This is a genomic window from Pseudomonas sp. O230 (genome assembly GCF_045447035.1).
In the GTDB taxonomy this organism is placed as follows: domain Bacteria; phylum Pseudomonadota; class Gammaproteobacteria; order Pseudomonadales; family Pseudomonadaceae; genus Aquipseudomonas.
In genome coordinates this window covers 560,007-581,360 of the sequence record NZ_JBJGXN010000001.1, presented here as the reverse complement: position 1 = coordinate 581,360, position 21,354 = coordinate 560,007, and the positions used below count along the sequence as shown (strand labels likewise).

The 21,354-nt window shown below is 60.1% G+C and carries 18 protein-coding genes; 8 read left to right on the top strand and 10 right to left on the bottom strand.

Features of this window, described 5'->3' with window-relative positions; translation table 11 throughout:
- Positions 1–78: 78 nt before the first annotated feature.
- From mdtD to yccS, 4 genes are all read left to right on the top strand, one after another.
- Positions 79–1,506 carry a multidrug transporter subunit MdtD gene (gene mdtD / locus ACI77H_RS02775; RefSeq protein ID WP_407010233.1) on the top strand — a complete coding sequence of 476 codons (1,428 nt, stop codon included), beginning with the start codon at positions 79–81 and terminating at the stop codon, positions 1,504–1,506.
- Between the two features lie 57 nt (positions 1,507–1,563).
- Entirely contained in the window at positions 1,564–2,949 is a 1,386-nt protein-coding gene (gene dbpA, locus ACI77H_RS02770; protein ID WP_407010231.1) for an ATP-dependent RNA helicase DbpA, read from the top strand.
- Between the two features lie 159 nt (positions 2,950–3,108).
- Positions 3,109–4,287, top strand: coding sequence for an NAD(P)/FAD-dependent oxidoreductase (locus tag ACI77H_RS02765; protein ID WP_407010229.1), 1,179 nt, complete (start codon positions 3,109–3,111; stop codon positions 4,285–4,287).
- Positions 4,288–4,533: 246 nt separating this feature from the next.
- Positions 4,534–6,717: a YccS family putative transporter gene (yccS, locus tag ACI77H_RS02760; protein ID WP_407010227.1), complete on the top strand. Its 2,184-nt coding sequence runs from the start codon at positions 4,534–4,536 to the stop codon at positions 6,715–6,717.
- 116 nt (positions 6,718–6,833) lie between these two features.
- Here the strand turns inward: yccS and ACI77H_RS02755 are convergent, their stop codons facing one another.
- Positions 6,834–7,571 carry a substrate-binding periplasmic protein gene (locus ACI77H_RS02755; protein WP_407010225.1) on the bottom strand — a complete coding sequence of 246 codons (738 nt, stop codon included), beginning with the start codon at positions 7,569–7,571 and terminating at the stop codon, positions 6,834–6,836.
- Positions 7,572–7,827: 256 nt separating this feature from the next.
- Here ACI77H_RS02755 and ACI77H_RS02750 point away from each other — a divergent pair, with 256 nt between their 5' ends.
- The gene (locus ACI77H_RS02750; protein ID WP_407010224.1) at positions 7,828–8,280 is read left to right on the top strand and encodes a GNAT family N-acetyltransferase; all 453 of its coding nucleotides are present in this window, start codon (positions 7,828–7,830) and stop codon (positions 8,278–8,280) included.
- Positions 8,281–8,400: 120 nt separating this feature from the next.
- On the opposite strand, the gene ACI77H_RS02745 is transcribed toward ACI77H_RS02750, so the two are convergent.
- From ACI77H_RS02745 to ACI77H_RS02735, 3 genes are read right to left on the bottom strand one after another with little or no spacing between them, the layout of a single operon-like run.
- A complete protein-coding gene (locus tag ACI77H_RS02745) occupies positions 8,401–8,697 on the bottom strand; it encodes a helix-turn-helix domain-containing protein (RefSeq protein WP_010466964.1) in 297 nt (98 codons plus the stop codon).
- Between the two features lie 16 nt (positions 8,698–8,713).
- The gene (locus tag ACI77H_RS02740; RefSeq protein ID WP_407010222.1) at positions 8,714–9,205 is read right to left on the bottom strand and encodes a M48 family metallopeptidase; all 492 of its coding nucleotides are present in this window, start codon (positions 9,203–9,205) and stop codon (positions 8,714–8,716) included.
- 45 nt (positions 9,206–9,250) lie between these two features.
- A complete protein-coding gene (locus tag ACI77H_RS02735; protein WP_407010221.1) occupies positions 9,251–11,374 on the bottom strand; it encodes a putative bifunctional diguanylate cyclase/phosphodiesterase in 2,124 nt (707 codons plus the stop codon).
- 321 nt (positions 11,375–11,695) lie between these two features.
- Between ACI77H_RS02735 and ACI77H_RS02730 the strand changes: the two genes are divergently transcribed.
- Positions 11,696–12,364 carry a polysaccharide lyase family 7 protein gene (locus ACI77H_RS02730; RefSeq protein WP_407010219.1) on the top strand — a complete coding sequence of 223 codons (669 nt, stop codon included), beginning with the start codon at positions 11,696–11,698 and terminating at the stop codon, positions 12,362–12,364.
- Positions 12,365–12,425: 61 nt separating this feature from the next.
- On the opposite strand, the gene fba is transcribed toward ACI77H_RS02730, so the two are convergent.
- The 6 genes from fba to tkt form a co-directional block, all read right to left on the bottom strand.
- Positions 12,426–13,490, bottom strand: a complete 1,065-nt coding sequence (gene fba / locus ACI77H_RS02725; protein ID WP_029297347.1) for a class II fructose-bisphosphate aldolase — start codon at positions 13,488–13,490, stop codon at positions 12,426–12,428.
- A 269-nt stretch (positions 13,491–13,759) separates the two neighbouring features.
- Positions 13,760–14,092 carry an MliC family protein gene (locus ACI77H_RS02720; RefSeq protein ID WP_407010218.1) on the bottom strand — a complete coding sequence of 111 codons (333 nt, stop codon included), beginning with the start codon at positions 14,090–14,092 and terminating at the stop codon, positions 13,760–13,762.
- A 56-nt stretch (positions 14,093–14,148) separates the two neighbouring features.
- Positions 14,149–14,370, bottom strand: coding sequence for a hypothetical protein (locus ACI77H_RS02715; RefSeq protein ID WP_407010217.1), 222 nt, complete (start codon positions 14,368–14,370; stop codon positions 14,149–14,151).
- A gap of 34 nt (positions 14,371–14,404) precedes the next feature.
- A complete protein-coding gene (locus ACI77H_RS02710) occupies positions 14,405–15,568 on the bottom strand; it encodes a phosphoglycerate kinase (protein ID WP_033060390.1) in 1,164 nt (387 codons plus the stop codon).
- 12 nt (positions 15,569–15,580) lie between these two features.
- Positions 15,581–16,633: an erythrose-4-phosphate dehydrogenase gene (gene epd / locus ACI77H_RS02705; RefSeq protein WP_008033294.1), complete on the bottom strand. Its 1,053-nt coding sequence runs from the start codon at positions 16,631–16,633 to the stop codon at positions 15,581–15,583.
- A 151-nt stretch (positions 16,634–16,784) separates the two neighbouring features.
- Entirely contained in the window at positions 16,785–18,782 is a 1,998-nt protein-coding gene (gene tkt / locus ACI77H_RS02700; protein ID WP_407010216.1) for a transketolase, read from the bottom strand.
- Between the two features lie 273 nt (positions 18,783–19,055).
- On the opposite strand from tkt, the gene ACI77H_RS02695 reads away from it, so the two are divergent.
- Together ACI77H_RS02695 and metK are read left to right on the top strand one after the other, a co-directional pair.
- Positions 19,056–20,051 carry an ArsR/SmtB family transcription factor gene (locus ACI77H_RS02695; protein WP_407010215.1) on the top strand — a complete coding sequence of 332 codons (996 nt, stop codon included), beginning with the start codon at positions 19,056–19,058 and terminating at the stop codon, positions 20,049–20,051.
- 18 nt (positions 20,052–20,069) lie between these two features.
- Positions 20,070–21,260 carry a methionine adenosyltransferase gene (gene metK / locus ACI77H_RS02690; RefSeq protein ID WP_123434685.1) on the top strand — a complete coding sequence of 397 codons (1,191 nt, stop codon included), beginning with the start codon at positions 20,070–20,072 and terminating at the stop codon, positions 21,258–21,260.
- The last annotated feature ends 94 nt before the right edge of the window (positions 21,261–21,354 follow it).

Here is a 21,354-nt window from a genome sequence, read left to right as displayed (position 1 = left end):
TCCGCCATCGCTGGCAAGCCAGCGCCTACAGGGATTGGGGAAACACCAAGATTTCTGCGACTCAAACCCTGAGGTCCCATGCCCAACCGCCAGCCTCTCGATGCCGTCACCGCCCGCTGGTTGCCGTGGGTCGTCGCCATTGCCTTCTTCATGCAGTCCCTCGACGGGACCATCCTCAACACCGCCCTGCCGGCCATGGCCCGCGACTTGGCGGAAGACCCGCTGCGCATGCAGGGCGTGATCATCGCCTACATGCTTACCGTCGCCTTGCTGATCCCCGCTTCGGGCTGGATTGCCGACCGCTTCGGCACCAAGAAAATCTTCTTCGGCGCGATCCTGCTGTTCAGCTTCGGCTCATTGCTCTGCGCCTTGTCGAGCAGCCTGAGCATGCTGATCGGCGCCCGAGTGATTCAGGGGCTGGGCGGTGCGCTGATGCTGCCGGTCGGACGGCTGGTGGTGCTGCGCGCCTACCCGCGCTCGGAACTGGTGCGGATCATGGGGTTCATCACCATTCCCGGCCTGCTCGGCCCGTTGATCGGCCCGACGATGGGCGGCTGGATGGTCGAATACCTGACGTGGCACTGGATCTTCCTGATCAACCTGCCAGTCGGCGCTGTCGGTTGCTATGCGGTGTGGAAATTCATCCCCGACTTGCGCGGCACTGAACGCACGCGGTTCGACAGCCTCGGCTTCTTGCTGTTTGGCGCGGCGATGGTGCTGATCACCATCGCCATGGAAGGCCTCGGCGAACTGCACCTGCCGCATCTGCGCGTGATGTTGCTGCTGTTCGGCGGCATGGCCTGCCTGGCAGCGTATTGGCTGCGGGCCGGGCACATCGAAAACCCGCTGTTCGCGCCGTCGCTGTTCAAGACCCGAACGTTCGCCGTGGGCATTCTCGGCAATCTGTTCGCCCGGCTGGGCAGCGGCGCGTTGCCGTTCCTCGTGCCGTTGTTGCTGCAAGTGGCGTTGGGTTACTCGCCCTCTCAGGCAGGGATGAGCATGTTGCCGCTGGCGGCGGCGGCGATGTTCGCCAAGTGGTTCGCCCGGCCGCTGATCGAGCGCTTGGGCTATCGCATCGTGCTCACCGGCAACACCCTGGCGCTGGGGTTGATGCTGGCGAGCATGGGCCTGGTCAGCGAACAGACGCCGTACTGGCTGCTGCTGGGCATGCTGGCGGTTCTCGGCGCAATCAACTCCTTGCAGTTCACCGCGATGAACACCGTAACCCTGATCGACCTCGACGACGCCAGCGCCAGCAGCGGCAACAGCCTGCTGTCGGTGGTCGCGCAATTGTCCTTGAGCCTGGGCGTCGCGTGCGCCGGTGCGCTGCTTGGCGGGTTCACGGCAGAGGTCGGAAACGATGGCGTGGACACCGTGCTGGGCGCGTTCCAACTGACCTTCGTGACGGTCGGAATCATGGCAATGCTGGCTGCAACGATCTTCTCGCAGCTGTCAAAGAAAGACGGACGGCGTGTCAAACGTCCGGAAGAACACATCGAACCTTAGGGCCAATGGCCACGGGGCTGATACACTGCGCGACATTTTGTTTTGCAGGCCAGTCCCGTGACCACCATCGCCACCGCTTTTAATACTTTGCCGCTGTCCGCCGCCATGCTGGCTAACCTCGACTCTTTGGGTTATGCCAAGATGACGCCGATCCAGGCGCAAAGCTTGCCGGTGATCCTGAAAGGGATGGACCTGATCGCCCAGGCCAAGACCGGCAGCGGCAAGACCGCCGCCTTCGGTATCGGCCTGCTGAATCCGATCAATCCGCGCTTCTTCGGTTGCCAGGCGCTGGTCATTTGCCCGACTCGCGAGTTGGCGGACCAGGTGGCCAAGGAACTCCGTCGTCTGGCCCGCGCCGAAGACAACATCAAGATTCTGACCCTGTGCGGCGGCGTGTCCTTCGGCCCGCAGATCGGTTCTCTGGAGCACGGCGCGCACATCATCGTCGGCACCCCGGGCCGGATTCAGCAGCACTTGCGCAAGGGTTCGCTGATCCTGCATGGCCTGAACACCCTGATCCTCGACGAAGCCGACCGCATGCTCGACATGGGTTTCTACGACTCCATCGAAGAAATCATTGCCCAGACCCCGCAACGTCGCCAAACCCTGCTGTTCTCGGCCACGTACCCGTCGGGCATCAAGCAATTGGCCGCGAAGTTCATGCGCAACCCGCAGATCGTCAAAGCCGAAGCGTTCCACGACGACACGCAGATCGAGCAGCGCTTCTACGAAATCTCCCCGGACGAGCGCATGAGCGCCGTGACCAAAGTGCTGGGCCACTTCCGTCCGGCGTCTTGCGTGGCGTTCTGCTACACCAAGCAGCAGGTTCAGGAAACCGTTGATCACCTGACCTCCAAAGGTATTTCTGCCGTCGGCCTGCACGGCGATCTGGAACAGCGTGACCGCGACCAGGTGCTGGCGATGTTCTCCAACCGCAGTACTTCGGTTCTGGTGGCCACCGACGTCGCCGCCCGCGGTCTGGACATCGATGCGCTGGACATGGTGATCAACGTCGAACTGGCCCGCGACTCGGAAATCCACATCCACCGTGTTGGCCGTACCGGCCGCGCCGGTGAGAAAGGGATTGCGATCAGCCTGGTGGCGCCGTCCGAAGCCATCCGCGCCCAAGCCATCGAGAAACTGCAGCAGTCGCAGCTGAACTGGGATCAGATCGAAAACCTCACCTCCCAGGGTGGTGGCCCGTTGCTGCCGGTGATGAGCACGTTGTGCATCGGCGCTGGCCGTAAAGACAAGGTTCGTCCGGGCGATATTCTTGGCGCACTGACCGGCGATGCCGGGATTCCGGGCGCCCAGGTAGGCAAAATCGCGATCTTCGACTTCCAGGCATATGTGGCGGTTGAACGCGGGATCGCCAAGCAAGCCTTGCAGCGTTTGAACGACGGCAAGATCAAGGGCCGTTCGTTGCGCGTGCGTATCTTGTAAGGGATCGTCTGGCTGACAGAGATCAAATGTGGGAGCGGGCTTGCTCGCGAAGGCGGACTGACAAACAACATCCATGTTGAATGTGCCGGCCGCTTCGCGAGCAAGCCCGCTCCCACATTGGTTTGTCGGTGAATCTGAATTTTGTATGAGGACACCGTTTTGCGCTCTACCGAAGTCGTGATCATTGGCGCTGGCGCCGCAGGGTTGATGTGTGCACTGACCGCCGCCGGGCGCGGGCGCAAGGTGATGTTGCTCGACCACGCGAACAAGGCCGGCAAGAAAATCCTGATGTCGGGCGGTGGCCGCTGCAATTTCACCAACATGTACACCGAACCGGGCAACTTCCTCTCGCAGAACGAACATTTCTGCAAATCCGCACTGGCGCGCTACACCCAGTGGGATTTCATCGGCATGGTCGCCAAGCACGGCGTGCCATACCACGAGAAGAAACTCGGCCAACTGTTCTGCGATAACAAATCCAGCGACATCCTTGAGATGCTCCTTAACGAGTGCGATCAGGTCAGCGTCAGCCTGCACCTGGATACCTCGATCCAGACCATCGAGAAGCTGGAAAGCGGTTATCTGCTGGACACCACACTGGGCCAGATCACCTGTGAATCGCTGGTGATCGCCACCGGCGGTCTGTCGATCCCGACCCTCGGCGCCACCGGTTTCGGTTATCAGGTCGCCAAGCAGTTTGGCCACGAACTGTTGCCAACCCGCGCCGGCCTGGTGCCGTTCACCATCACCGATCAGCTCAAAGAGCTTTGCACCGAGCTGTCCGGCACGTCGGTCGATTGCCTGGTGAGCTGCAACGATCAGAGTTTCCGCGAGAACATCCTGTTCACCCATCGCGGCCTCAGCGGTCCCGCAATCTTGCAGATTTCCTCGTTCTGGGAGTCCGGCGACTCGGTGGAGATCAACCTGATGCCGGATCACGATGTGCCGAGCTGGCTGCAACAGCAGCAGGCCGAACGTCCGAACAGCGAACTGAAAACCCTGCTTGGCGAGATTTTCACCAAGAAGATGGCCAATCTGTTGGCGGACAACTGGTTCGTCTCGAAACCGATGAAGCAATACACCCACGCGGAAATTGCCGACATCGCCGAGAAACTGGCGAGCTGGAAAGTGGTACCGGCCGGGACCGAAGGCTACCGCACGGCGGAAGTGACGCTGGGTGGCGTCGATACCAACGAAGTGTCATCCAAGACCATGGAATCGCTGAAAAGCCCTGGTTTGTATTTCATCGGCGAAGTACTCGACGTGACCGGGCACCTGGGCGGTTTCAACTTCCAGTGGGCCTGGGCATCGGGCTACGCGGCAGCGCAATACGTCTGACACACCGCGTTATCGTTCTTCGTCGCAACGCCGCCCGCAGCAAGCCGTCTCCTACAGGTTTTGCGTTCGCCACAAAATCCGGGCATGACGCAAACCTTGTAGGAGCCGGCTTGCTGGCGAAGGCGTCCTGACAGACGACAGGGAACTTAAGGAACAGATTTTGCTGTCAGATGTGATCGGCGCCATTGCGTCGGCGTCATTACTGGCTCAATTTAGCGTCATTGCCTCGGAAGGCCTTCGCACTTCATGCCATCGACCCCTTTTCGTCAGTCCCTGCGTCGCCTCTGGGCGCTGGATAAATTCAGTTACAGCGTGCGGGTGTTCATCGCCCTGACCGGCAGCATGGCGCTGTGTTGGTATCAGGATGAAATGGGGCTGCTGATCCCGTTGTTCCTGGGGATCATCGCCAGCGCCCTGGCCGAAACCGACGACAGTTGGCAGGGCCGCCTCAATTCACTGGCCGTAACGCTGGTTTGCTTTATCGTCGCTGCGTTGTCCGTCGAACTGCTCTTCCCCTACCCCGTCCTATTCATCATCGCCTTCGCCCTGGCAAGCTTCTGCCTGACCATGCTCGGCGCACTCGGCGAGCGTTATGGCGCGATTGCCTCGGCGACGTTGATTCTGTCGGTCTACACCATGATCGGCGTGGACCAGCGCGGCGGCGCAGTGACCGATTTCTGGCACGAACCGGTGCTGCTGGTGGCCGGCGCGGCGTGGTACGGCTTGCTCTCGGTGTTGTGGCAGGCGATGTTTTCCAACCAACCGGTGCAGCAGAGCCTGGCGCGGCTATTCCGTGAATTGGGCTTTTACCTAAAGCTGAAATCGTCGCTGTTCGAACCGATCCGGCAGATGAACGTGGAAGCGCGACGACTGGAACTGGCCCAGCAGAACGGTCGAGTCGTGGCAGCCCTGAACGCCGCCAAGGAAATCATTCTGCACCGGGTCGGCAACGGGCGACCGGGCTCGAAAGTCAGCCGCTACCTGAAGCTGTATTTTCTCGCTCAAGACATCCACGAGCGCGCCAGTTCCTCGCACTACCCCTACAACGCGCTGGCCGATGCCTTCTTCCACAGCGACGTGCTGTTCCGCTGTCAGCGCCTGCTGCGCCAGCAGGGCAAGGCTTGCCGGGCGCTGGCGGAATCGATCCAGATGCGCCAGCCGTTCATCTATGACGCCAGTTTCGCCGAAGCCCTCAGCGACCTGCACGCGTCCCTTGAACATCTGCGCATCCAGAGCAACCCGGCCTGGCGCGGTCTGCTGCGATCCTTGCGCGCACTGGCGGCCAACCTCGGCACGCTTGATCGATTGCTCAGCGACGCCAGTAACCCCGACGCCCTCGCCGACGCCACCGACAGCAGCCTGCTCGACCGTTCACCACGCAGCCTCAAGGATGTGTGGATACGCTTGCGCACGCAGCTGACGCCGACCTCGCTGCTGTTCCGCCACGCCCTGCGCTTGCCCCTGGCGTTGAGCATCGGCTACGGCATGGTGCATTTGATTCACCCCTCGCAAGGTTACTGGATCATCCTCACCACGCTGTTCGTCTGCCAACCGAACTACGGCGCGACCCGCCGCAAGCTCGGTCAGCGGATCATCGGCACCGCCATCGGCCTGACCGTGGCGTGGGCGCTGTTCGATCTGTTCCCGAATCCGCTGATCCAGTCGTGTTTCGCCATCGCCGCTGGCGTGGTGTTCTTTATCAACCGCACCACCCGCTACACCCTGGCCACGGCCGCGATCACGCTGATGGTGCTGTTCTGCTTCAATCAGGTCGGCGATGGTTATGGGCTGTTCCTGCCGCGACTGTTCGATACCTTGCTCGGCAGCCTGATCGCCGGCCTGGCGGTGTTCCTGTTCCTCCCGGACTGGCAGGGCCGACGCCTGAACAAAGTGCTGGCCAACACCCTGACCTGCAACAGCATTTACCTGCGCCAGATCATGCAGCAATACGCCGCCGGCAAGAGCGACGACCTGGCTTATCGCCTGGCCCGGCGCAACGCGCACAACGCCGATGCCGCGCTGTCGACGACACTCGCCAACATGCTGATGGAGCCGGGGCATTTCCGTAAGGAAGCGGATGTCGGGTTCCGCTTCCTGGTGCTGTCACACACCTTGCTCAGCTATTTGTCAGGACTGGGTGCACACCGTGAAACCTTGTTGCCGACGGACGTGCGCGAACAGTTGATCGAAGGAGCCGGCGTGAAACTGGCGGCCAGCATCGATGAGATCGCTCAAGGGCTGGCGAGCAAACTGCCGATTGCGATTCAGAGCGATGAAGAAGAGGCACTGGCCAATGAGCTGGAACAGATGCCGGACGAGATCGACGAGGGGCAGCGATTGGTGCAGACGCAGTTGGCGTTGATCTGCCGGCAGTTGGGGCCATTGCGAACGTTGGCGGCGCATTTGATCAAGGACACTGGCGAGGATTGAAATCTGTAGTGGCTGGGCAGGCCTCATCGCTGGCAAGCCAGCGCCTAAAGTAGGCAACACCGATCTCTTGTAGGAGCTTGCTTGCCAGCGATGACGCCATCAGCCCCCCACAAAAACTACATCCCGTGCTGCTTCATCAGCTGCTCATAACTGCCATCCGCTTTCATCTCCGCAATCTCGCGGTCGAAATTGGCCACGATCTCTTCATGATGCGGGTTTTTCAGGCTGACCAGAATGTGCAGGCTGTTCTCGCTCAACGGCTTGGGCAGGAACTCCACGGCATTGCGCACCTTGGCTGACTCCCGTGCCAGGTAGTAACGCGCGACGTATTCGTCCTCCAGCGTCAGCTTGACCCGATCGGCAGCGACCATGCGCACGGCCATGGCGAAGCTGTGCACCGGGACTTTCTGAAGCGAGGCGTCCTCATCGAACGCTGGTGCATAGGCGTAACCGCGCACCACTGCAATCGGGTAGGTGTGCAACTGCTCCAGGTTGTTGTATTCGATCGGTGCGTCCTTGCGTTTGAGGAAGCGCACGCGGTTGAGCAGGTACTCGCCGGAAAACTGGCCAAGTCTGGTGCGCTCTTCGGTATACCAGGCGTTCACCAGCACATCGTAACGTCCCTCGCCAACACCCATCAGGGCGCGCGCCCAGGGCACTTGCTCAAAGTCACTGGCATAGCCGGCCCGCGCCAACGCGGTGCTGACAATGTCCGTCGCCAGGCCGCCATTGATCAGTGTGGCGTCGGTAAAGGGCGGCCATGAATCGGCTACCAGCCGCAGCTTTTCCGCTGCCGCGCTCTGAGTCAGCAACAGCAATCCGGTCAAGGCCAAAGCTCGATGCAATCGCGGCATGCTCGAAAATCCTTAGCGGGCTGCTGCCCGACGTTTTTTCAGCCAAAACTCCAGGGCCCCGTACCGGCGAAACCCAGGTACTGACATTAGCTCATCGAAGCCACTGCACAGCGCTTCACCCCAGATTACACAAAGAAGACAACGCCGCGCGAAATGAATGATGGCATTTTGGCCTTTTTCACAGATTTCTCTGCCATAAAGACATCTTTCATCGAGGCGATTAGTATCGGAGCGACTTGGTCAACGGAATGTGAAAATGACAATCGATTGGATCTGCAAGCACCACAGCGATCTGGGCAAAGAGCAGCTGTACGCCATTCTGCAGCTACGCGCAGAGGTATTCGTTGTGGAGCAGAAATGCGTCTATCAGGACATCGACGGCCAGGACCTCGAGAGTGACACCTGCCACTTGATGGCCTGGAACGGTGATCGGCTGGTGGCGTACCTGCGCTTGCTCGACCCGGAACTTCAGGGCGGCGATGTAGTGATCGGCCGGGTGCTTACCGCCCCGGAGGCGCGCGGCAAAGGGTTGGGTCATGAGCTGATCGCCCAGGCGTTGAAGCAGGCGCAAAAACGCTGGCCTGACGTGCCGGTTTATCTGTCGGCCCAGGCGCATTTGCAGGGGTACTACGGGCGGTACGGGTTTGTCGTGGCGGGTGAGGAATACCTGGAGGATGGTATTCCGCATATCGGGATGCGTCGTCCTTGAGGGCCCTATCGCTGGCAAGCCAGCTCCTACAGGATTTGCGTGGCCGCCGGATTTGCGCACGACGCATCCCTTGCAGGAGCGGGCTTGCCCGCGATGGCGTCATAACTGGCACCGCAAATTTCAGGGATACTCCAACACCGCTTTGATCTGCCGCAGATTGCGCTCGATCCACCCCCGATCAATCGCTCCCCACTCGCGAATCCGATAACGCCCGGCATGATTGCGCGCGCCCTCTTCCTGCTCGAACTCGCAAATAATGTCCAGATCCGCCAACGCCGCAATGGTGTCCTGCGCCGTGCGCCGGGGCATGCCGGTCGCTTCGGTCAATGCCGGGACGCTGCTGGCCAGCCCGCTGTCAATCAGGTACGCCACGTACAAGCGGCGATAGAAGCTGCTTTTGGTCTTGCTTACGTCCATCCATACACTCCTTCGGCTACTGCATATCCCGCCACGTCAGGTACACCCGCAAATCGAATTCGACCTGGTGATAACCCGGCAACATGTGTTCGCACAGTTTGTAGAACGCCTTGTTGTGATCCGATTCCTTGAAGTGCGCCAGCTCGTGCACCACGATCATTTTCAGGAATTCGGAAGGTGCCTCCTTGAACAGCGAGGCCACGCGAATTTCCTTCTTGGCCTTGAGTTTGCCGCCTTGCACCCGCGAGATCGTGGTGTGCAGGCCGAGCGCACGATGGGTCAGGTCCAGACGGTTATCGAACAACACTTTGTCGATGGTCGGGGCGTTACGCAGGTGTTCCTGCTTGAGGTCCAGGGCATAGGCATACAGTGCCTTGTCACTCTGCACGTCGTGCTTTTGCGGGTAGCGCTTGTCCAGGTAATCGCCCAGCCGACCTTCGGTGATCAGCCAGCGCACCTGGTCCTGCAACTCAACGGGATAGGCCTGAAGGTATTTCAACGCAGTCATCGGGAGGGCAACATCAATTACTGAAAGGCCGCCAGTGTAGCGAATTCAATCGATCAACGTGCTCCAGTCGAACGGCTGCACAAAGTCGCCGACGTCCTCGGCCATCATCGGCCGCGCCACCAGGAAACCTTGCACATACTCGCAGCCATTGGCTTGCAGCCATTCATATTGCGCGACGGTTTCCACCCCTTCGGCAATCACCAGCATCCCGTACTGCTTGCACAGGTCGATCACATTGCGCACCAGCGCCGCATCCCGCGAAGACGCTGGCAAGCGAGCGATGAGATGGCGATCGAACTTGAGCGTGTCCAGCTCCAAGTCGCGCAGATGAGTCAACGAGCATGGCCCGGAACCGAAATCGTCCAGCGCCACCCGCACCCCCAGATTGCGCAGCAGGCGCAGTTGTTTGCGGGTTTCCTCGGGGTTGTGCATCAAGGCCTCTTCCGTGACCTCAACTTCCAGATGCCGCGCCTGCAAGCCATGGCGCTCCAGCACCTGACGCAACTCGGTGACCAGGTTGGGCATGCTGAACTGTGTACTGCTCAAACTGACGCCCAGCACCAAGTCCTCGGCAAACAAGGTTTCCCAGGCTTTACGTTGCCCGGCACCGCGCTGATAAATCCAGCTGCCCAGACGACTGATCAACCGCGCCTCCTCCAGCAACGGCAAAAACAGTCCGGGCGGCACATCGCCGACGCTTGGATGCTGCCAGCGCAGCAGTGCTTCGAACCCGCGAATCTGCCCTCCGGCAATGGGCACCTGCGGTTGATACACCAGATTGAAATCACGGTTTTCGATAGCGGTGCGCACACTTTCTTCGAGCATCAACCGTGAGCGCGCCCGTCCGTTCATGTCATGGTCATAGAAGCGATATTGCTGACGCCCGGCACGCTTGGCTTCGTACATCGCGATGTCGGACGCACGCAGCAAACCATCGAGATTGGCCCCGCAATCCGGATACGTGGCGATGCCGATGCTGGCGCCGAGGGCGATATCCAGGCCATCAATCTGCTGACAGATAGACACCCGTTCAATCAGCTTCTCGGCAATCTTGGCCGCTTGCTCGGGGAACTCCAGGTCGAGCAGTGCGGTGAACTCATCGCCACCCATGCGCGCCAGAATGTCGAAAGGCCGCAGGCAGGCTTTCAATTGTTCGGAGACCCAGCGCAACACCCGGTCGCCGGCGTCGTGGCCAAGGGAATCGTTGACCCGCTTGAACCCATCGAGATCGAGGTAGAGCAACACCCACGCGCTGTCAGAGCGCTCACCGCGCAGCAGCAGGTTTTCCACGGTCTGATAGAAACCACGGCGATTGAGCAGGCCGGTCAATGGGTCGGTCACCGCCTGAAATTCCAGTTGCTGATGCAGATGACGCACCACCGACATGTCCAGCACCGTCACCACCATCGCATGTTGCTCAGTGGGCAATGGCGCACATGAAAGTGCTACGGGCACCTGCTGGCCCGGTGCCGTACGCAACAGCGCATCGTGCAGGCGCAAAGTCTCACCGCGCTTGTAACCGGCCAGCAGTTCGGAGTCGGCCCAGACCGGAACATGTGGCTTTTGCAGGTAATTCAGAAACTCTTCGCGTTGCAGGTCTTGCACCGTGGCATTAAGCAATCGCGACATCGCCGGGTTGGCAAAGCGGATCAGACCGTCCTCACCGACCACCAGAATGCCTTCGGCGGCGTTGTCCAGCACCGAGGCATTAAAGGCGCGCGCGACCTCCAGATCGTGGCTCAGGCGCTGTAACGCCCGGCGGTTACGCTGATGTTCGAGCAGCGCCTGGACTTTGGGCTTGAGAATCTGCGGGTCGAACGGTTTGAACAGGTAATCCACCGCACCACTGGCATAGCCCTTGATCACGGCGTCCTGGGACTGCTCGTTGGCGGTGAGGAAAATGATCGGCGTGAGACAGGTACGCTGACTGCCGCGCATCAGGCGCGCCACTTCAAAGCCGTCCATGCCCGGCATCTGCACATCCAGCAGCACCAGGTCGATATCGTGTTCGAGTAAAAGACTCAGGGCTTCGAAACCGGACGCAGCGGTGATGACCTGCCAGTCCTGGCGCTGCAACAACGCGCGCATGCTGATCAGGTTTTCAGGGTAATCATCGACGATTAAAAGGGTTGAGCCGCCTTCAGCTGGCGTGGGTTGCGCGCATTCCATGCTGCTTCTCTATGTCGGGGCGTCAGGCCGGTTTCTCGTGAAAACCGGACACGTAACAAGCCTTCACTCTAGACCGGGATCTGCAAAAGCAGAAGCTGTCAGTACGCCATCATTTAACCAAAGGGTTCATTTGCCGACTAACGGTCGCCTCTACAGCCCGCTAAAACCGGGAAAGATGGCCTTTTAACAGGATTTTGACGTCATCCATTTGTCAGGCAGTCGTTAACAAAACCGCCTTCTACGCTTATAAAGAGCGCCCTCCAAGGCGCGTGCCAGAGCTTCTGGTACGTCCGTGCTGCAAAATTCGTGGAAGCTTTGCCTATGATCGATCTCGCATCCTGGAACCTCAGTGTTCCCGTCGGCAACCCGCCGTACACCGTTGAAACAGCCAAACTGGTGAAGGGTTTCAAGGATCAATACTTCCATTCCGACACCGGCACTCTGTTTTTCTGGTCGCCGGTGACCGGCACGAAAACCGAAAACGCTAAATATCCGCGCACCGAACTGCGGGAAACCTACAGCAACGGCACCCTGAAAAACTGGTACTACCCGGACGCCGACAACGCCCTGCGTGCCACGCTGGCGATAAACCAGGTGCCGAGCTCGGGCAAAATCGTCATCGGCCAGATCCACGCCTTTGAAAGCCAGAAGCCCATGGTCAAGGTCGAGTATCAGTACAAGACCAGCAGCAAGACCGGCAACATCGTCGCCAAAGTGCGTATGCACCCTGATGACGGCGAAGGCCGGGTGATCACCATCGCCACCGGCGTGAAGCTGGATCAGGAGTTTTCCTACCTCATCCACCTCAGCCCCGGCGGTGCGCTGGGCATCAGTGCCGCGGGTTACCAGTGGGACACCAACATCAGCGCCACATGGCGGGTCAAACCGTTGTATTTCAAGGCCGGGGTGTATGTGCAGGACAACACCGGGTACACCAGTGAAGGCGGGAAAGTGACGTTCAGCAAGCTGGATATTGATCACGACAAGTAAAATCATCCATAAAAAAACCCGCCTCTCGGCGGGTTTTTTATGCGGCTAAAACGCTGAAGGATTAGTTGACCTTGGCGTTCAACTCACCTTTCAGATAACGCTGGTACATCGCTTCCAGCGAGACCGGTTTGATCTTCGAAGCGTTGCCGGCGGTGCCGAAGGCTTCGTAGCGAGCGATACACACATCACGCATCGCCGTTACGGTCGCGCCGAAGAACTTACGCGGGTCGAACTCGCTCGGGTTGGTAGCCATCAGGCGACGCATCGCACCGGTGGATGCCAGGCGCAGGTCGGTGTCGATGTTGACCTTGCGCACGCCGTGCTTGATGCCCTCGACGATTTCTTCAACCGGTACGCCGTAGGTTTCTTTGATGTCGCCGCCGTACTGGTTGATGATCGCCAGCCACTCTTGCGGAACCGAAGACGAACCGTGCATGACCAGGTGAGTGTTCGGGATGCGTTTGTGGATTTCTTTGATGCGGTCGATGGCCAGCACGTCGCCGGTAGGCGGCTTGGTGAATTTGTAAGCGCCGTGGCTGGTGCCGATGGCGATGGCCAGGGCGTCGACCTGAGTGCGCTTGACGAAGTCAGCGGCTTCTTCCGGGTCGGTCAGCATCTGGCTGTGATCCAGAACGCCTTCGGCGCCGATGCCGTCTTCTTCACCGGCCATGCCGGTTTCCAGCGAACCCAGGCAACCCAGCTCGCCTTCTACCGAGACGCCACAGGCGTGAGCCAGGGCCACGGTTTGTTGGGTGACACGAACGTTGTAGTCGTAGTCCGTCGGGGTCTTGCCGTCTTCGCCCAGGGAACCGTCCATCATCACCGAGCTGAAGCCCAGTTGGATGGAGCGCTGGCAGACGTCAGGGCTGGTGCCGTGGTCCTGGTGCATGCACACCGGGATGTGCGGGAATTCTTCGATTGCCGCGAGGATCAGGTGACGCAGGAACGGCGCGCCGGCGTATTTGCGAGCACCGGCCGAAGCCTGGACGATCACCGGGGAGTCGGTCTTGTCAGCGGCTTCCATGATGGCGCGCATCTGCTCAAGGTTGTTGACGTTGAAGGCTGGAACGCCGTAACCGAATTCGGCTGCGTGGTCCAACATCTGGCGCATGCTGATAAGTGCCATTGTGTGTGTCTCTCCCGGTTTGGGTCGTTAATCGTGCCAGCCTGCCGGAGCGGCGGCGGCTATTCAAGTTATTGCAGATCGGGGGTCAGCCCGGCCTGCGAATTCGGTGTTGCAAAATTCTCAAGAACTACACAGATCCACTGTGGGAGCGGGCTTGCTCGCGAATGCGGTTCAACATTCAACATTTGCGCAAGCTGACCCGCCGCCTTCGCGAGCAAGCCCGCTCCCACATTTCGATCTGCTTCCACATTGGATCTGTGGTGTATCAATTACTGCGCTTTACAACCGCGGCCGATCAAATCGTTGGTGGCGACCCAGTAAACCAGGCCTTCCTCACCTTTTATGTGAAGCGCCAGCATGTCGTTGCTGTACAGCGAACCTTCGGCGCCCGGCTCGAGCTTCAAGCGATAGACCTGATCGGCCCCGCCGAGGCGCACGTCGACGGCCTTGCGACTGTCGTCGGTGTAGCGCCAAACCACTTTGGCCTGACTGTCGCAGGTCCAGGTGGTCCAGCTGTCCGTCGATTCGGCCGGCTTGAACAGGTTGAAATTCGAGCAACCTGCCAGCAGAGCCAGCGCCGTAATGGCGATAAAACCTTTCATCCGTGTTCCTCGACCGACGGCGCACGCTGCCAGCCCTGAGTAAGGAGTCAGACCCGTCAAGGGCAACCACGTTCCTTGGCGGGGGTCTGTGTTTCGTATTTGTCCAGTCCGTCAGGCCCGGAACGCTTGTTGAGCACCGGGTTGGTTTCCGCTTGCCAGTCAGCCTGGTAGCAGCCTTTCTCCACCGACTGCGGCGCAGGTTCCGGCTTGGCTTTCGGGTTACTCCCGCAAGCGGCCAGCGAACCTGCAACGATCAACAGCGCGAGCACCTTGACCATGTGAACACTCCCTTGCCTGGTCAAATCAGCGACCTCAGGCCTTGGCCCGACTTTCCAGGACTTCCACCGCCGGCAACACTTTGCCTTCGACGAATTCGAGGAATGCGCCGCCACCGGTAGAAATGTAGGAGATCTGATCTGCGACGCCATATTTATCGATGGCCGCCAGGGTGTCGCCGCCGCCCGCGATGGAGAACGCCGAACTTTCTGCGATGGCCTGGGCCAGCACTTTGGTGCCGTTACCGAACTGGTCGAATTCGAACACGCCCACCGGGCCGTTCCACAGGATGGTCTTGGACGACTTCAGCAGCTCGGCGAAATTCGCCGCGGTCTGCGGGCCGATGTCCAGGATCATGTCGTCTGCCGCGACGTCGGCGATCAGCTTGACGGTCGCAGTGGCGCTTTCAGCGAATTCCTTGGCGACGACAACGTCGACCGGCAGCGGCACGCTGACTTTGGCGGCGATGGCGCGGGCGGTGTCCAGCAGGTCCGGTTCGTACAGCGATTTGCCGACCGGGTGACCGGCCGCCGCCAGGAAGGTGTTGGCAATGCCACCGCCGACGATCAGCTGGTTGCAGATCTGGCTCAGGCTGTTCAGCACGTCGAGTTTGGTCGAGACCTTGGAACCGGCAACGATGGCGGCCATTGGCTGGGCCGGGGCGCCGAGGGCTTTGCCCAGTGCGTCCAGTTCAGCGGCCAGCAGCGGGCCAGCAGCCGCAACTTTGGCGAACTTGGCCACGCCGTGGGTCGAACCCTCGGCGCGGTGCGCGGTGCCGAAGGCGTCCATCACGAACACGTCGCACAGGGCGGCGTATTGCTGGGCCAGTTCGTCAGCGTTCTTTTTCTCGCCTTTGTTGAAGCGCACGTTTTCGAACAGGACGATGTCGCCGGCCTTCACGTCAACGCCGCCCAGGTAATCGGCCACCAGCGGCACTTCACGGCCCAGGGCCTTGCTCAAGTAGTCGGCGACAGGCTTGAGGCTGTTCTCGGCCGAGAATTCGCCTTCGGTCGGGCGGCCAAGGTGCGAGCAGACCATCACGGCCGCGCCTTTTTCCAGGGCCAGCTTGATGGTCGGCAGCGAGGCCAGGATTCGCGCATCGCTGGTGACAACACCGTCCTTGACTGGGACGTTGAGGTCTTCGCGGATCAATACGCGCTTACCTTGCAGATCGAGGTCGGTCATCTTCAACACGGTCATGGGTCGCACTTCCTACGGTTTTTTTGAAGTTGCTGTTTGCAGATAGTGTTCTGCAACGTCCAGCATTCGGTTGGCAAAACCCCATTCGTTGTCGAACCAGGCCAGGATGTTCACCAGCCGTGGGCCGGAAACTCGGGTCTGACTGGCATCGACGATCGCCGAATGTGGGTCATGGTTGAAATCGCAACTGGCGTGAGGCAACTCGGTGTAGGCCAGCAGGCCTTTGAGCGGGCCGCTGGTGGCAGCCTCGCGCAGTATCCGGTTAACCTCGGTGGCGTCGGTGTCGCTGACGGTCTGCATCGTAATGTCGAGGCAAGACACGTTCACCGTCGGCACCCGCACGGCTTTGGCCTGAATTCGTCCGGCAAGTTCCGGCAACAGGCGCTCGATGCCACGCGCCAGACCAGTGGACACCGGAATCACCGACTGAAACGCCGAACGCGTACGGCGCAAGTCTTCGTGATGATAGGCGTCGATCACCGGCTGATCGTTCATCGCCGAGTGGATGGTGGTGATCGACACGTATTCCAGACCGATGGCCTGATCCAGCAGGCGCAACAGCGGCACGCCGCAGTTGGTGGTGCAGGACGCGTTCGATACCAGCAGCTCGTCGCCGGTCAGGCAATCCTGGTTCACACCGTAGACGATGGTGGCGTCGACATCCGCCTCGCTGGCCATCGGCTGGGAAAACAGCACGCGCGGCGCACCGGCGTCGAGAAAACGCTGGCCATCTTCGCGGGTGTGGTAAGCGCCGGAGCACTCCAGCACCAGATCGACGCCCAGCGACGCCCAATCGATGCCTTCGGGGGTGGCACTGCGCAGGACCTTCACGCAGTCACCATTAATATGCAGACAATCGCCGTCGACCTTCACTTCGCCGGGAAAACGCCCGTGCGTGGAGTCGAAGCGTGTCAGGTATTCGATGCTGGCCATGTCTGCCAGATCGTTGATCGCGACAATTTCAAACCCGGCCGCCGACCCTCGCTCAAACAACGCACGCAAGACGCAACGACCAATCCGGCCATAGCCGTTGAGTGCAACTTTGTAGGGACGCGGTTGAGGCATGGGGTTCTCGATTACCGTAGTGAATCCATTATTGCAGCGCTGCCTGAACTACCGCTATCGCGGGCAAGCCCGCTCCCACAGGGATCTACATCATCCGTGTGGGAGCGGGCTCGCCCGCGATGGCGTCAGTTCAGACGACACATTTTCCGGATCAGTCTTCCAGCAGCTCTTCAGCCTGACCCAGGATGTTTTCCAGGGTGAAACCGAACTCTTCGAACAAGGCAGGCGCAGGCGCCGACTCGCCGTAGGTGGTCATGCCGATGACGCGGCCTTCCAGGCCCACGTACTTGTACCAGTAGTCCGCGTGAGCGGCTTCGATGGCGATACGGGCGCTGACTTGCAACGGCAGAACCGCTTGCTTGTAGTCGGCGTCCTGAGCATCGAACACGCTGGTGCAAGGCATCGAAACAACGCGCACTTTGCGACCCTGTTCAGTGAGCTTGTCGTAAGCCTGAACGGCCAGACCCACTTCCGAACCGGTCGAGATCAGGATCAGCTCAGGCTCGCCTGCGCAGTCCTTCAGCACGTAACCGCCACGGGCGATGTCAGCGATCTGCAGCGCGCTGCGCTCCTGATGCTGCAGGTTCTGACGCGAGAAGATCAGCGCCGAAGGGCCATCCTTGCGCTCGATGGCCGCTTTCCAGCAAACCGCCGATTCAACGGCATCGGCTGGACGCCAGGTGTCGAGGTTCGGCGTGCTGCGCAGGCTGGTCAGTTGTTCGATTGGCTGGTGAGTCGGGCCGTCTTCGCCCAGGCCGATGGAGTCGTGGGTGTAGACGAACACCACGCGTTTCTTCATCAGCGAGGCCATGCGCACTGCGTTGCGCGCATATTCCATGAACATCAGGAAGGTGGCGCCGTAAGGCACCAGGCCGCCGTGCAGGGACACGCCGTTCATGATCGCGCTCATGCCGAACTCGCGAACACCGTAGTACACGTAGTTGCCGCTGGCGTCTTCGGCGGTGACGCCTTTGCAACCTTTCCACAGGGTCAGGTTGGAGCCGGCCAGGTCAGCGGAGCCGCCGAGGAACTCCGGCAACAGTGGGCCGAACGCATTCAGGGCGTTCTGGCTGGCTTTACGGCTGGCGATGGTTTCGCCTTTGGCCGCGACTTCAGCGATGTAAGCCGAGGCTTTTTCAGCGAAGTCGGCCGGCAGTTCGCCGCTCAGACGACGGACCAGTTCGTTGGCCAGCTCAGGGAAAGCCGCGGAGTAGGCAGCGAAACGCTGATCCCACTCGGCTTCGGCCGCGCGGCCGGCTTCCTTGGCGTCCCACTCGGCGTAGATGTCGGCCGGGATTTCGAACGGGCCGTGGTTCCACTTCAGCGCAGCACGGGTCAGCGCGATTTCCGCGTCACCCAATGGGGCGCCGTGGCAATCTTCTTTACCTTGTTTGTTCGGCGAACCGAAACCGATGGTGGTCTTGCAGCAGATCAGGGTCGGCTGCGCGCTTTTGCGAGCGGTCTCGATGGCGGTCTTGATCTCTTCAGGATCATGACCGTCAACGTTGCGGATCACCTGCCAGTTGTAGGCTTCGAAACGCTTAGGGGTGTCATCGGTGAACCAGCCTTCGACTTCGCCGTCGATGGAGATGCCGTTGTCATCGTAGAAGGCGATCAGTTTGCCCAGGCCCAAAGTACCGGCGAGCGAACCGACTTCGTGGGAAATGCCTTCCATCATGCAGCCATCACCCAGGAACACGTAGGTGTGGTGATCAACAACGTTGTGGCCCGGACGGTTGAATTGCGCCGCCAGGACTTTTTCTGCCAGGGCAAAACCCACGGCGTTGGCCAGGCCTTGGCCGAGTGGACCGGTGGTGGTTTCGACGCCAGGGGTGTAGCCGAATTCCGGGTGACCCGGGGTGCGGCTGTGCAGCTGGCGGAAGTTTTTCAGGTCATCGATCGACAGGTCGTAGCCGGTCAGGTGCAGCAGCGAGTAGATCAGCATCGAGCCATGGCCGTTGGACAGCACGAAGCGGTCACGGTCGGCGAACGATGGATTGCTCGGGTTGTGCTTCAGGTAGTCACGCCAAAGTACTTCGGCGATATCCGCCATACCCATAGGGGCACCGGGATGGCCGCTGTTGGCTTTTTGCACGGCATCCATGCTGAGGGCACGAATGGCGTTGGCACGCTCACGACGGCTGGGCATCGCTGTTCTCCTGCGGATATTGAATCGAGAGTGAATAAAACGAATCGGAAAAAAGGCGAGCATTTTCCCTCACCGACCCGCCTCGGGGCAATGACAGATAGTCATCTGAAGGCGTTTTTCCGGTGGATAAAGTCGCATTCGCCTGATGAAACCTTTCCGCTGACGATTTGTAGACTGACCCTTTCTGCGAGAAGTGCCATCTATCGAGCAATATCAAAACTTTTTGATATTGCTCTTGCGGTGCTTTCTGACCGTCACTAGACTGCTGGCCCTATGAATTTACGCGTGCCTTCCATTCAACATGACGAGTGCGATGAGCTGGCGGCCTTGTGCAAGGCTGGCGGCGATCCTCTGCGTCTGAATGTATTGCGCGCACTGGCCAACGACTCGTTTGGTGTACTGGAGCTGGCGCAGATTTTCGGCATCGGTCAGTCAGGGATGAGTCACCACCTCAAGGTGCTGGCCCAGGCCGACCTGGTCGCGACGCGTCGTGAAGGCAATGCGATTTTCTACCGTCGCGCCCTGCCTCACACCGATCTGTTGGGTGGCAAGCTGCATGCCGCGCTGCTCGATGAAGTGGACAACCTGACCCTGCCTGCCGACGTGCAGTCGCGGATCGGTCAGGTCCACGGGCAACGAGCAGCGGCCAGTCAGGACTTTTTTTCACGGGTCGCGGAGAAGTTTCGCGCCCAGCAAGACCTGATTGCCGGCCTGCCGCAGTACCGCGAAAGCGTAGTGGCCTTGCTCGACAAGCTGGGTTTCAGTGAAGGCGCCACGGCCATCGAAATCGGCCCCGGCGACGGCGCTTTTCTGCCGGAGCTGGCGCGCCGCTTCACCCACGTGACGGCGCTGGACAACAGCGCAGCGATGCTCGAACTGGCGCGCCAGGTCTGCGATCGTGAATCTTTGACTAACGTCAGCCTGCAACTGGCCGATGCATTGAACGGTGTAAGCCTTCAGGCCGATTGCGTTGTACTGAACATGGTGCTGCACCATTTTGCCGCGCCGGCCGATGCACTCAAGCACATGGCCGGTTTGCTGCAACCAGGCGGTAGCCTGCTTGTGACAGAGTTATGTAGCCACAACCAGAGTTGGGCCAGGGAGGCCTGCGGTGATCTCTGGTTGGGGTTTGAACAGGACGATCTGGCCCGTTGGGCCACCGCTGCGGGACTCGTTCCCGGGGAAAGCCTCTATGTAGGCTTACGTAATGGTTTCCAGATTCAGGTCCGCCATTTTCAGCGACCGGCTGGCGACACTCACCATCGGTAAATTCAGGAAAAAATCGAGATGAGCGAATACTCCCTCTTCACCTCCGAGTCCGTGTCCGAAGGGCACCCGGACAAAATCGCCGACCAGATTTCCGATGCGGTGCTGGACGCCATCATTGCTGAAGACAAGTTCGCCCGTGTAGCGTGCGAAACGCTGGTAAAAACCGGCGTGGCAATCATCGCAGGTGAAGTCACCACGTCGGCCTGGGTCGACCTGGAAGAAATCGTCCGTAACGTCATTCTGGACATCGGCTACAACAGCTCCGATGTCGGCTTCGACGGCGCAACGTGCGGCGTGATGAACATCATCGGCAAGCAATCCCCTGACATCAACCAGGGTGTTGACCGTGCCAAGCCTGAAGATCAGGGCGCCGGCGACCAGGGCCTGATGTTCGGCTACGCCAGCAACGAAACCGACGTGCTGATGCCAGCACCGATCACCTTCTCGCACCAACTGGTTCAGCGTCAGGCCGAAGCTCGTAAATCAGGCCTGCTGCCTTGGCTGCGCCCGGACGCCAAGTCGCAAGTGACTTGCCGTTACGAAGGCGGCAAGGTTGTCGGTATCGACGCTGTTGTACTGTCGACCCAGCACAATCCTGAAGTGTCGTACAAAGACCTGCGCGAAGGCGTGATGGAGCTGATCGTCAAGCACGTGCTGCCTGCCGAACTGCTGACCAAAGACACCCAGTTCCACATCAACCCGACCGGCCAGTTCATCATCGGTGGCCCGGTAGGTGACTGCGGTCTGACTGGTCGCAAGATCATCGTCGACAGCTACGGCGGCATGGCCCGTCACGGCGGCGGCGCGTTCTCCGGTAAAGATCCATCGAAGGTTGACCGTTCGGCTGCCTACGCCGGTCGTTACGTGGCGAAGAACATCGTCGCTGCCGGCCTGGCCGAGCGTTGCGAGATTCAGGTTTCCTACGCGATCGGTGTTGCTCAGCCGACTTCGATCTCGTTGAACACCTTCGGCACCGGCAAAATCAGCGACGACAAAATCGTCAAACTGGTTCGCGAAGTGTTCGACCTGCGTCCATACGCAATCACCACCATGCTCGACCTGCTGCACCCGATGTACCAGGAAACCGCAGCGTACGGCCACTTCGGTCGCACTCCGGCGACCAAGACCGTGGGCGAAGACACCTTCACCACGTTCACCTGGGAAAAAACCGACCGCGCTGACGATCTTCGTCTGGCTGCCGGCCTGTAAGACTTCCCCGGCGGTACCCAAAAGCCCTGCACGGTTCGCCGTGCGGGGCTTTTTATTGCCTAGCGTTTGGGAGCGAATCGCGGCTCTCACGAGC

Coding starts and splice junctions, on each gene's coding strand:
- ACI77H_RS02745 (WP_010466964.1), bottom strand. CDS start 8,697: ATGGACGTAAGCAAGACCAAAAGCAGCTTCTATCGCCGCTTGTACGTG.
- mdtD (WP_407010233.1), top strand. CDS start 79: ATGCCCAACCGCCAGCCTCTCGATGCCGTCACCGCCCGCTGGTTGCCG.
- ACI77H_RS02740 (WP_407010222.1), bottom strand. CDS start 9,205: ATGACTGCGTTGAAATACCTTCAGGCCTATCCCGTTGAGTTGCAGGAC.
- yccS (WP_407010227.1), top strand. CDS start 4,534: ATGCCATCGACCCCTTTTCGTCAGTCCCTGCGTCGCCTCTGGGCGCTG.
- tkt (WP_407010216.1), bottom strand. CDS start 18,782: ATGCCCAGCCGTCGTGAGCGTGCCAACGCCATTCGTGCCCTCAGCATG.
- ACI77H_RS02750 (WP_407010224.1), top strand. CDS start 7,828: ATGACAATCGATTGGATCTGCAAGCACCACAGCGATCTGGGCAAAGAG.
- ACI77H_RS02695 (WP_407010215.1), top strand. CDS start 19,056: ATGAATTTACGCGTGCCTTCCATTCAACATGACGAGTGCGATGAGCTG.
- ACI77H_RS02755 (WP_407010225.1), bottom strand. CDS start 7,571: ATGCCGCGATTGCATCGAGCTTTGGCCTTGACCGGATTGCTGTTGCTG.
- ACI77H_RS02730 (WP_407010219.1), top strand. CDS start 11,696: ATGATCGATCTCGCATCCTGGAACCTCAGTGTTCCCGTCGGCAACCCG.
- ACI77H_RS02715 (WP_407010217.1), bottom strand. CDS start 14,370: ATGGTCAAGGTGCTCGCGCTGTTGATCGTTGCAGGTTCGCTGGCCGCT.
- ACI77H_RS02735 (WP_407010221.1), bottom strand. CDS start 11,374: ATGGAATGCGCGCAACCCACGCCAGCTGAAGGCGGCTCAACCCTTTTA.
- epd (WP_008033294.1), bottom strand. CDS start 16,633: ATGCCTCAACCGCGTCCCTACAAAGTTGCACTCAACGGCTATGGCCGG.
- ACI77H_RS02710 (WP_033060390.1), bottom strand. CDS start 15,568: ATGACCGTGTTGAAGATGACCGACCTCGATCTGCAAGGTAAGCGCGTA.
- fba (WP_029297347.1), bottom strand. CDS start 13,490: ATGGCACTTATCAGCATGCGCCAGATGTTGGACCACGCAGCCGAATTC.
- metK (WP_123434685.1), top strand. CDS start 20,070: ATGAGCGAATACTCCCTCTTCACCTCCGAGTCCGTGTCCGAAGGGCAC.
- ACI77H_RS02720 (WP_407010218.1), bottom strand. CDS start 14,092: ATGAAAGGTTTTATCGCCATTACGGCGCTGGCTCTGCTGGCAGGTTGC.